The 11,277-nt window shown below is 57.2% G+C and carries 6 protein-coding genes and 4 pseudogenes; 5 read left to right on the top strand and 5 right to left on the bottom strand.

Going from position 1 to position 11,277, the window contains the following annotated elements:
- Window positions 1-385: 385 nt before the first annotated feature.
- Together AC3FLX_RS30835 and AC3FLX_RS30830 are read right to left on the bottom strand one after the other, a co-directional pair.
- The gene (locus AC3FLX_RS30835) at window positions 386-541 is read right to left on the bottom strand and encodes a hypothetical protein (RefSeq protein WP_488701121.1); all 156 of its coding nucleotides are present in this window, start codon (window positions 539-541) and stop codon (window positions 386-388) included.
- 378 nt (window positions 542-919) lie between these two features.
- Complete coding sequence (locus AC3FLX_RS30830; protein ID WP_488701120.1) at window positions 920-1,876, bottom strand: hypothetical protein; 957 nt, start codon at window positions 1,874-1,876, stop codon at window positions 920-922.
- A gap of 202 nt (window positions 1,877-2,078) precedes the next feature.
- Here AC3FLX_RS30830 and AC3FLX_RS30825 point away from each other — a divergent pair.
- Window positions 2,079-3,115: pseudogene (locus AC3FLX_RS30825) on the top strand (IS30 family transposase).
- 1 nt (window position 3,116) lies between these two features.
- Here AC3FLX_RS30825 and AC3FLX_RS30820 read toward each other — a convergent pair.
- Window positions 3,117-3,449: pseudogene (locus AC3FLX_RS30820) on the bottom strand (TrlF family ATPase); the annotation flags it as partial.
- A gap of 451 nt (window positions 3,450-3,900) precedes the next feature.
- Between AC3FLX_RS30820 and AC3FLX_RS30815 the strand changes: the two are divergent.
- The 4 genes from AC3FLX_RS30815 to AC3FLX_RS30800 all read left to right on the top strand — a co-directional run bounded on the left by AC3FLX_RS30815 (window position 3,901) and on the right by AC3FLX_RS30800 (window position 9,344).
- Window positions 3,901-4,149 carry a hypothetical protein gene (locus tag AC3FLX_RS30815; protein ID WP_488701119.1) on the top strand — a complete coding sequence of 83 codons (249 nt, stop codon included), beginning with the start codon at window positions 3,901-3,903 and terminating at the stop codon, window positions 4,147-4,149.
- Between the two features lie 319 nt (window positions 4,150-4,468).
- Complete coding sequence (locus AC3FLX_RS30810) at window positions 4,469-5,728, top strand: HlyD family secretion protein (protein ID WP_488701118.1); 1,260 nt, start codon at window positions 4,469-4,471, stop codon at window positions 5,726-5,728.
- A 14-nt stretch (window positions 5,729-5,742) separates the two neighbouring features.
- Complete coding sequence (locus AC3FLX_RS30805; RefSeq protein ID WP_488701117.1) at window positions 5,743-7,893, top strand: peptidase domain-containing ABC transporter; 2,151 nt, start codon at window positions 5,743-5,745, stop codon at window positions 7,891-7,893.
- Window positions 7,893-9,344 (top strand): TolC family protein, encoded by a 1,452-nt coding sequence (locus tag AC3FLX_RS30800; RefSeq protein WP_488701116.1) that lies wholly within the window; start codon window positions 7,893-7,895, stop codon window positions 9,342-9,344. The genes AC3FLX_RS30805 and AC3FLX_RS30800 overlap by 1 nt, the downstream gene beginning before the upstream one ends.
- Window positions 9,345-9,662: 318 nt before the next feature.
- Here the strand turns inward: AC3FLX_RS30800 and AC3FLX_RS30795 are convergent.
- Together AC3FLX_RS30795 and AC3FLX_RS30790 are read right to left on the bottom strand one after the other, a co-directional pair.
- Window positions 9,663-10,077 (bottom strand): annotated as a pseudogene (locus AC3FLX_RS30795) (IS110 family transposase); the annotation flags it as partial.
- Between the two features lie 46 nt (window positions 10,078-10,123).
- A pseudogene (locus AC3FLX_RS30790) lies at window positions 10,124-10,402 on the bottom strand (transposase); the annotation flags it as partial.
- Window positions 10,403-11,277: the final 875 nt, after the last annotated feature.

Below are 11,277 nucleotides of genomic sequence, written 5' to 3'. Positions count from 1 at the left end.
AGGCTTGCGTCTCGTCGCGCGTCTCGACAACACGCCGAACACCGAGGCCCTGCTGAGTATCGAGGAGTCGTAAGGAATCGAGGAGAAGATCTGCGGCAGCCGCCTGACGAGCCTCGGTCCTACCGGCAAGAGCATGCGGACCACTGCTTGAACAACTCCGCGCGTAGCTGGCGGCGACGCTGGAGACACTCTTCACGAAATTCGATACGAGTCGGGCGATCCTCTACGCATCATACAGATGGCAGGCGAACGTCCACGCTCAATAGCGTCGATCCCGAAGCCAACCTACGCTACGCACTGGAACGCATCGCTGACCACCGATGAACTCACGCCATGTGCGGTTTCTGATCAGCCTGCCCCTCACACATAACCTCTCGGGCGAACGTCAAAACGGCGCGGGCACACCGCTTACGCCGTTTCCGAAGATCGCGAAAGCGCAGGATGCTGACGCGGACCCGCAATCGGCCCAGTCCTGCAAATCCTCGGTCGGCGGTGTGCCGTAGAGCGCTTCTTCCATTGCCACGTCGCTCAGGCCAAACATAGGTGCACTGCATCGCTACGATTGGAAGCGGCCGACGGCCCGTTGCTTTGACCGGCGCGTGCGGCAGAGTCAGTTCCAGAGAATCGTGCCAAGGGTCCGCGCGCTTCATTTCGTTGAGAAACACGCGCCCACGCGTGCGCCGATCGCTCAGGTCCAGGCGCGATCTGCTTCATCGACTCACGTGGCTCGTGGAATTTAGGGGCATAACACGCCACCATGAAATCTAATGCCACCGTGCCCCACCGCACTGCCGTCTCACCGAAATCGCTAACTGCAGCCACAATCGGCCCGCGTAGGTTCCGCCTATTCAAGTGCCCTTCGTGAAAAGGGCGTGTCTGCCAGGACTTCATAGCCGCCGGCAAACACGGCGGCGCCTCGCTAGCTCGAGGCTGTCGTCAACACGAAGGCTTTCTCCCCACCAGCGGACGATGTATGCACCACAATAAAGACATCTGCACCAACTTTGTATGCCGACATGAGATATTCAGTGCTATCGTCCGCGACGACGGTTACCTTCTCGCCCGCCAGAGCACCGTTCAAATTCCGAGTATCAATCGATATCGACTTTGCACCGGTTGACGTCGTTTGCCAAAGACCAAGTGCATCTACGCTAAATATGACACTCGGGTCGACCAACAAGTCGCTAGTAGCCTGGGAAATGTCGCATCCTGTCACAGACTTCAGCCCTCTTAACTGACCATTGCTGCCGCCAAGTGCAGTTTTTAGCTCGTCCGCACTTCCGATCTGAACTGCCCGCACAGTCCCCCCAACCTCGAGGAATCCGATTCCTTGAAAATATCCTCCGGAACACAGTGCGAGCCCACTACCGCCACCCAAAACTACATTATCCTGCGCAAGAGTGCTCTTGTCCCCCAATCGTGACGTATCAACCGCAATATGACCCAGCTTTCCATCAATCTCCGCGGGTAGGCGCTGATCCCAATTGACCGAGAACCATCCGCTTCCACTCTCATCGGTATAAACTATCCCGGCGTCCTCGTCCAAGACCCCAATTTTGTAATCAAGTGAAGTTTGGCCGGGCCATCGAAAGCCATTTCCGACCCAATACCAATCAAATATACCCTCGAGTTTTTCGGAAGATACCGGAGGCAGATTCACACCGTTATTCGGCTTTGGCGCACCGGGCCGAGCATTGCCAACCGTTGATGGCTGCGTTGGGAGGGTGACAGGGGTCGACGGAGTCGACGGCCCTTTTACAACAGCATCGATAGGTAAAACCGAGGTTTGCCGTGATTGCGAATCTTCACCACCACCACCACAAGCAGTTAAAAACCCAGCAACTAGCAATCCACCGAGCACACGATACGGAAACATGACCCCTCCCATTCAAGCGAGATTGAATCCAACAATTAGAGAATTTAGTCCTTACACTTCTTGTTATATTATGCATTGGAATGCAATGCATAATATTTCAATATTTACTCTCTATTTCTCACAAGACGAGAGCATGCCCACAGCAAGCGGGGGAGCCTCAAATCTGAAGTGCAACACCTTGCCATACCGTAAGGTGTGGTGAATGACAAGCACGAAGTACCAGCAACTACAACCCGAAGAATGCATGCGCGTCGAGATCTGGAAGGCAGAAGATGTCAGCCTGCGAGTCATGGCTCGCAGGCTCGGCCGCGCGCCTTCAACATTGGTGCGTGAGCTTCGCTGCAATGCCTCCGCCCGTGACGGTTATGACGCGATGAGTGCACAAGCACGCCGTACGCTACGCCTCAAGGGCAACTGCCCTGCTGCCAAGCTTGCTCCTGATGGCGTACCGAGGGGCGTGGGGCGCCAATCCCTCGACCAGAAGTGGTCACCCCAGGAGATCTCCGCTACGCTCAAGCGCACCTTTCCTGACGAGCCCGACCGCAACGTGTCCCACGAGACTATCTACAACGCTATCTATACTTATCCGCGAGGTGAACTGCGCCGCCAGCTCATCGCCTGCCTGCGACAGTCCCGGGCCAAACGCCTGCCGCGCTCACGCATGACTGGCGCGGCCAGATTCCCGATATGATCAGGGTTCACGTGCGCCCGCCCGAGGTCAACTACCGGCTCATACCCGGACACTGGGAAGGCCACCTCATCAAGAGAGCGGACAACCAATCGGCCGTAGGCGTGCTGGTCGAGCGTATGAGCCGCGCCGTGCTGCTGGTGAAGATGCCAGACGCCACCGCTGCGTCGGCTCTGGCGAGCTTCACCACGAAGCTGTAATCCCTGGTGGGGCCGCTGCGCCAGACCCTGACCTACGACCAGGGCCGAGAGATGGCTCGGTACGCCGAACTGAGCGCCGCCACTTGCGTGCACGTTTGCTTCTGCGACCTGCATAGCCCTTGGCAGCGCGGCACCTGCGAGAACACTAATGGTCTGCTGCGCCGATCTGTCCGTCTACTCGTAGGAGCAGCTTGACGCCATCGCCGACAGTCTCAACGACCGCCGGGCAAAGCCCTCAACTGGCACTCCCCGCTACAAGTCCTCGCTCAGGTTCAGAGCCAATCCCATCGACCAGCTTCCTATTCAATAACCTGCGGGGTATTGCATTTCGCACTTGAAACCGCAGCGTAGATGTCGGAAGGCCGGAGCCAGCCTTCGGGCTCGCTTCCGCGACGATGATCTGGTCCGCATCAGTATTGATGACCAGATTCGCGTTGTCGGTGACTATGATCGCTTGCCGCTTCGATCAAGCTTGCATGAATAGAGGCACCAGCTCGTCGTTGACGGACTTAGGGTTCACGTTTTCCTCTTGCTGGTCGATGATTAGAGGACGGCCATCCGCTTCGTCGAGGGCAGGATACAACAGGGGAAGTACGATCCCGCGCGCACCGGGTGACAGCTTGCGAATATCAGCTCCGTCGCTCAGGATTTTGTAGCGCACGGATATATGGTGCGTGCTGAATAGCCGTACGCTTCCTGCTGGTCCTTGATCTGCCGCTCGCGCCGCCCTTCAGGTCCAGCCTCGTGCTCATCGCCATTTCCCCTATTGTGACGTGAGCAGGCTTTCACTGGATCATCACATGCCCCGCTGCATCGAGCGCGCTCACAGTGCCGGCCCTTGCTTGTGTTTCGCCGTGATCGATGCCCGTGCGCGCCTTGCTCCTGCCGACTGATACAGCCCACCTCCGGCAAGGGGCCAGTGCAATCTCGCATGTCCACAAGAACTTTCCGGAATAATTGGCTCGTGAAGTATGGACCACACTGGGGGAGTTGAAACTGGTCACAAGGGTACTTTTTCTTTTACTATCCAGCATTCTTCCAAACTTTCAAAGCTGCTTAGAGAACTTTGCTGAGGCCGCCTCGAGAGCGGCTTTGATAGGGGAGAAAAGTTCGAAACTAATTTCATGAGGATAAAAATGCAAGAACTTAGCGCAAACGAAGTTAGGCAAGTGTCCGGCGGAAATATTTTTGATGATGCATTGAGTTTGGTTAATAAAGTTTGGAAGCAAACTCCTGTTGGTTGGGCTGCAAACAAGGTTGCCGATTATCTTGAAAAACAATCTGAAGACGATGCGCGTTGGAAAAAACACGTGGAGGACGTGCTGAAAAACAACCCAAATGCTTGGGTTAGCCCCGATGGCAAGACTCTACATGAGCCGTGCTAATTAAATATATATAAATATTGCGATCCATGATTTTGATTCGCATTTTACATGGTTGATTTTTTGAGAAATTATCGTGCAGCATAGTTTTAAGTAGTGCGCTGCTAAATTTTTCCTCAATGTGACTTAAATTCGTGGCTTGGCGGGGTATTTCGCCGTATCGATAACGCCAAAAGTCACTATTTTGGCGCTCGCTTTAGATCGACGAAGTTCCCGCTCATAAGGCGTAAGAAATTGTCTATCTCACACAGACACAACCGACACTCAGTGTGAAAATTCCTGCCCCAAATTTTCTCCCGCCGACAAGGGCTCGGCAATCAAAATGCCATCACTTCCCCTGTTTCGCGAGGCGGCACAAGATGCTCAGCGGCCTGGAGTGCTGGGCGAGATCGTGCTTGTTCGCCCCGTGTCGTTCGCTCTGCTAACAATTGCTGCTACTGCGATGGCAGTCATCGTGATCATGTTTTTCATTTTCGGTAGCTATACGCGTAGAACAACGGTCGAAGGAGTTGTAACGCCGGACACTGGGCTGGTGAAGCTCTACGCGAAGCAGTCTGGCATCGTACTGGAGAAGCGCGTCACCGAGGGCCAACACGTGACTCGCGGACAAGTGCTCTATACCATCTCGACTGACCTGCAGAGCGCGGCTACGGGGAACACACAGGCTGCCCTTATCAATCAGACTCGCCAACGCAAGGCATTGTTACAGCAAGAAATCGACAAGACGCGGCGATTGCAGGACAACGAGCACGATACGCTGCAGGCGAGGATCTCAAGCCTGCGTACTCAGCTAGCCGGCATTGACGACCAGGTCGCCGCACAGCGTATCCGGACGTCGCTCGCAGCAGATGCGTCGACACGCTACGCAGGGCTCCTTGCCAGGGACTACGTCTCTACAGATCAGGCCCAGCAGCGTCAAGCCGATTTGCTCGATCAGCGCACGAAGCTCAACATCCTGCAACGCGAACGTGCTAGTACTGCGCAGCAATTGACAGAAGCTGTCAATGATCTCGCCGCGCTCTCGCTCAAGCACGAAAACCTGTTGTCGCAAATCAGTCGCAGCGTGATCGAAGTCGATCAGAGCTTAATTGAGAGCGAAGCGAGGCGAGAACTCATAATCACCGCATCGGAAAGCGGCACGGCAACGGCCGTGATCGCTGAGCCGGGCCAGATGGTTGACATTACGCATCCGCTCGCCAGTATTGTGCCCATCAATGCGCACTGGCAGGCGTACTTGTTCGTGCCAAGTGCCGCAGTCGGTTTCGTTAACGTCGGTAATTCCGTACTGATACGTTACCGATCCTATCCGTACCAGAAGTTCGGCCAGTACGCAGCGAATGTTGTGTCAATTGCCCGCGCTGCACTGTCCCCTGCGGAGCTCGCGGACAGCAGCGGCACGATCGGGAACAACGGCGCGTTCTACCGAATCACCGTCGCGCTGCAATCGCAGAACGTAACCGCCTACGGACGGTCACAACCGCTGCAAGCCGGGATGGTGTTGCAGGCCGATATTCTGCAAGAGCGCCGCCGACTTTATGAGTGGGTGCTCGAACCTCTTTTCAGCCTGACTGGCAAACTCTGACGCGCTGCCTATCCATGCATCTACTGAATCGCCTCTCATTCGGTATCGGTAGCGAGCTCCCCATGATCCTGCAGACCGAAGCTGCGGAATGTGGCCTCGCCAGTCTCGCAATGGTCGCAGGCTATCACGGCCATCACGTAAGTTTGGCGGCGCTACGTGGGCAGTTCCCGGTGTCGCTAAAGGGCATGGGTCTCGGCCGTGTGATCGAGGTCGCACAGCGCCTGGGCCTCGGCTCTCGAGCGCTCAAGCTGGAGCTCGATAGCCTTTCTAAATTGCGCACGCCGTGTCTCCTGCACTGGAACTTCAATCACTTCGTCGTGCTTCGCCGGGTCAGCGGCAAGACCGTGACGATTCATGATCCGGCGCAAGGCGTTTGCAAGCTGTCGCTCGACGAAGTGGCTCGCGCATTCACCGGCGTTGCGCTGGAGCTGTGGCCCGCTCACGGTTTCAAGTCGCGGGAGGCGGCGCCTGCCGTTAAGTTGCGCAGACTACTTGGACCGGTGTCAGGGTTGTCGCGCTCGCTGGCTCAGATTCTGCTACTGGCCCTCGCGCTAGAGGTATTCATGCTGGCGTCGCCGTTCTTCCTGCAATGGGTAATTGACGAGGTGATCGTCAGCACTGACCGTGACCTGTTGACGGTGCTTGCGCTCGGCTTCGGCCTATTACTGCTGATGCAGCAGGCGACCAGTGCAATCCGTGCGTGGGCGCTGATGTACTTCGGCACGACGCTCAATATCCAGTGGCGCTCCAACGTGTTTACGCATCTACTGAGCCTGCCAATGCAGTATTTCGAGCGACGTCATCTCGGCGATGTCGTCTCGCGCTTTGGTACCGTAGACACCATTCAACAAACGCTGACCACGTCCTTTTTGAGCGCGGTGATCGACGGCTTAATGACGATTGTCACTGTTGTGATGATGTTCATCTACAGTTGGAGGCTTAGCCTGATCGCGCAGGGATCGATGCTGCTCTACACAGTGCTGCGTGTGCTCTGGTATCTGCCGTTAAGGTATGCAACCGAGGAGCAAATCGTTCACGCAGCCAGACAGCAGAGCCACTTCCTCGAAACTGTGCGCGGCGTCAAGACAATCAAACTATTCAACCGCCAGGCCGAACGCCGTTCGGCCTGGCTCACGTTGCTGGTCAAGCAGGTCAATTCCAGCCTGCACGCGCAGAAACTCTTGCTGCTGTACCAGCAATTGAACGGACTGTTGTTCGGGATCGAAGGGCTGCTGATCATCTGGTTCGGTGCACGTCTCGTGATGGACGGTCAGTTCACGGTGGGTGTGCTCATGGCGTTCAACGCCTATAAGGGTCAGTTCGATAGCCGGGTCGGCAGCCTGATCGACAAGTTCTTCGAGGTCAAGATGCTGCAACTTCAGGGGGAGCGTTTGGCTGACATCGTGCTCACCCAACCGGAGCCCGAATCCAGCCTGCGAAACGTGCCGGGTGAGGGTGAACACTTTGCCGCCAGCATCGAAACCGAGCAGCTTGCGTTCCGCTACGCAGATGGCGAGCCACTTGTGCTAGACGGTGTATCACTCAAGATCGAGCCCGGGGAGTCGGTTGCGATTGTCGGCCCGTCTGGCTGTGGCAAGACGACGCTCATCAACGTGCTGCTCGGTGTGCTTGCCCCGACAAGCGGCATAATCAGGATCGGTGGCGTGGACATCGGCCGGCTCGGGGTTGAGCGGCTCCGCGCGCTGGTCGGCACCGTGCTGCAGGACGATGTGCTGTTTGCCGGATCGATAGCCGACAACATCAGCTTCTTCGATCCCCAGGCCGACTTTCACTGGGTCGCCGAATGCGCGCAGCTTGCGGCGATTCATGCAGACATCGTTGCCATGCCGATGGGCTACAACACGCTGGTAGGTGACATGGGCACGGTCCTGTCCGGTGGCCAAAAACAGCGGGTTCTGCTCGCGCGGGCGCTTTATAAGCGGCCGAAAATCTTGGTGCTTGACGAGGCGACAAGCCATCTTGACGTGCAGCGCGAACAGAAGGTGAACGCTGCCGTCGGCGCGCTGCAGATGACGAGGCTCATCGTCGCACATCGGCCGGAAACGATCGCGTCTGCTTCGCGCGTGATCGAGCTAAGTGACGGCAGGATCGTGCTACCAGCATTGTCGCTCGAGGCGAACGTTGCCAAGCACGCCGCGCAATAATGCTGACGCTAACGATCTGTATTCGTCTCATCGCAATCGGCTCTGCTGCACTGATTGGCATGTCGCATGCTAGCGCACAGGCGCTTGACGTTTTCCGCACGCGTCCCCTTGTCTCTAGCACGCCCAGTACGCCAATGTTGATCGACGCGCCGTGCATGGTGGGGATAAAAGATCGTCCGCTTGAGTTGGAAGACGCTATCTTGCAAGCGGTATGTGCGAGTCCCAAGGCGCGGCAGGCATGGGCAAATGCGCGTGCACAGGCGGCTGCGGTCGGTATTGGCGAGTCCGCCTATTTACCCACCCTAAGTGCAATGGGTGGCTACGAGCGGGGCAAGTCGCGGACATCCTATGACGACTCCCCCAGTCCGAGCCCGTCGATCTCGGTAACGCAGGAGTCAACTAACAGGCATGGTGCCCTGAACCTGAGTTGGGTTCTGTTCGACTTCGGCAAACGTAGTGCTGCGTTGCTTCAGGCGCGCCAGCTCCTTGTTGCCGCCAACGCTGCGCAGGACGATACGCTACAGACCGTGTTTTTCTCGGCAGCACAAGCCTACTACGCAGTACGCGATACACAGGCGTCCGCGGAGGCTGCACGGCAGTCGGAGCACATTGCGCAGGAGAGTCTGGCCGAGGCCACAGCGAAACACAATGCTGGCGCAGGGACACTGAGTGACCAACTGCAGGCGCAAACCAGCTATCGTCGGACTCTACTCGATCGAGTCGGCGCGGAGGGTGATGTGTGCACAGCGGTCGGTACGCTGGCCGTTGCGATGGGGCTCGACGCGAATACGCCAGTAACGATCGCTGTATCCACCCCGATTACCGATAGCGCTGCATTCATAGAAGGGGTGGATCAACTGATCGACGAGGCAAAGGTCCGGCACCCCAAACTGGTAGCGGCCCGGGCCGCATTAGAAGCGGCTCGCGCGAACGTTGACGTGGTACGTGCCCAAGACTTACCAACAATCTCGCTGATGGGCAGCCTTAGCCAGGCCAACTCCTCGTATCAGCAACAAACGCTGACAGGCAATCCAGGCCGCCGGCGTGACAGCATGATCGGTATTCAGGTAACGATTCCACTTTTCGATGGTTTTGCATCTGGTTACCGTACCGCACAAGCACATGCGCAGACTGATGCACAGGAAGCGGACTTGCAGCACATGGAGCTCCAAGTGTCGCTCGAAGTTTGGAAGGGCTATCAGCGCTTGGAGGCCACCAGCACAAACCTGAACAACTCAAAGGACTTGCTCGCTGACGCGCAGCGGGCGCTCGAGATAGCGCGCGGGCGTTATAAAGCGGGAGTTGGCACCTTCACTGAATTGTTGACAGCGCAGACGGCGCTTGCCGATGCGCAGAAGCAGCGGGTGCTGGCTGTCTCGAAATGGAGGACTGCGCGGCTCCAACTTGCCGCGAGCTTGGGGCAACTCGGGTTGTGGAGCGAGTCCCAGTAGCTTCGTTATCCCTTCATCTTCGCCAGTATTGATGGCACGAAAATCTCCCGATCTTGCTGTATCACATAGTTCATTCTCGGTGAGAACGCGCACTGCGGAACAGCGTCGCGGAGAGATGAGTCCGGAGAAGAATACGCGGGGTGGTAATTGAGGCAGGGACGTGGCGCTGCGCGCGTTGGACTGCCGCGAGGGGTACAATCCACGGGAATGGCAAGCATCGCGTTGAATGAGGTTTTTGCTTCCTCTGCCGAACCTATGTTGGCCCGCTGGGCCATCAGAAATCCATACGCCTGTTGATTTGCACTGAATCCTGACCCACAGGCAGTTAGACTGAGAGCGGCGAAATATGACCAGTTGCTGCCTCATACAGTGCAACGCCAGAACTGCCTGCTGTGCTTCGGTCTTTACCGCGACGGCCTTCACACTCGGATGTCGCGCAGCCGCCCAAATTGCACGTGCGTCGGCTACGTCGTTCTTGTTTCCCGTCACGAATGCCTTGACCAGTTTGCCCGGCATCAGTTTGACTTGGCGCAAGGTCGGTGAGGCGGCGAGCCCAGTGCTGTGAACCTCCGCAAGCCTCCATACCAATCAGACAGGTTTCACGATTGGCGAAGAGCTACAGAAAGTCGCTGCGGCGGAGCTTCCGGTCGAATACTTCGCCAGTATCCGCAGCTACCCAGTGCAGTTGGAAGAACCGCTTTGCAATGTCTACGCCCACGACTGTCGGTGCCATTTTCGCTCTCCTGGTAGAACGACGCCCCATTATGCGATGAGGAGGCGTCCATACCATTTTTCCCAAGCAGGCGCTGCAGTTCCTTGATTTCCTTGATGGCGGCGGCCAGCTCCGATGCCGGGACTACAGTTTCGCCAGCTTGCACCGCTGCCAGACTGCCTTCCTGGTATTGCTTGCACCAGCCGAACACCTGGTTCGGGTTCACGCCGTGCCGCCGCGCCACGGCTGACACCGACGCGCCCGGTGCCAGCGTTTCCTGCACGATGGCGATTTTTTCCTGAGCCGTGCGCCGACGACGACGTTCCGGCTCGGTCAGAATTTCGATGGGTTCCGCGTAATGACTAGGCTTACTGATAGGCACAAGATCGGGTAAGGACACGCCGTCGCCGGCGCATCCTCCCCTAAGAACCGTACGTGCGAGTTTCCCCGCATACGGCTCACGCTCTCGAAAAACTGTCTATGGATAAACAGTCGGCTCTCGACTTCAATTGAGCCTACGCATCGATGAACGGTCGTCGCTCAGCGCAAGCGCCGAGAGGTGCAGACGCCATAGCTGGCGCTCTTCCATGCTTCCCCTCGTTGAACCCAGACCAAGTTTCTGCGCTCGAGAACCTAGCGGAAGTCTGCTCGCTTTCGCGCGAGGCGATGTTGCAGCCCCTATCCACACGATTACGGCGCGGCATTCGCGTTTTCCGCCTTCTCATACCCGCACAGTCAACAGCTTGCCTCACGGCTCGCTTGCCACGAGGGCAACGGTACGGGCTTACCACGTTCCCGTTTCATCACACGACTGAGTAAGGACCCGCCTCTTCGCCGGTGGCGCTTACGGCGACGTGTTGCTTGATAGCAGAGCAACATCCGGCCACTTCCCATTTTGGGTCATGCCTAACAGCAGCTTTGGCATGTCAATAATAACGACGTTTATCAGCGATTCACATGTGTTGCCCATGTCAGCCAGCTTCGCATCTCAGCCCCATTGCTGCTCGGAGCTTCCACGCAGTGCCTCGCGACACTGCGCGCTTACGGACACTTTGTCGGAGCGGCTTCGCACAACGCCGTTACCAGCGATGCACGCGCTCCCAAGCTACCGCCGGTCGCACGGCGGGTTCACTACCGCACCAGACTGCATGCAGTTGAACAATGATGAAACGAGCATGCATTGCGCCTAACCAACGGCCTCATGCTTCGTGTCGCACACTA

The organism is Cupriavidus sp. 291-E7 (assembly GCF_057798835.1).
This window is presented reverse-complemented; position numbering and strand designations above follow the sequence as displayed.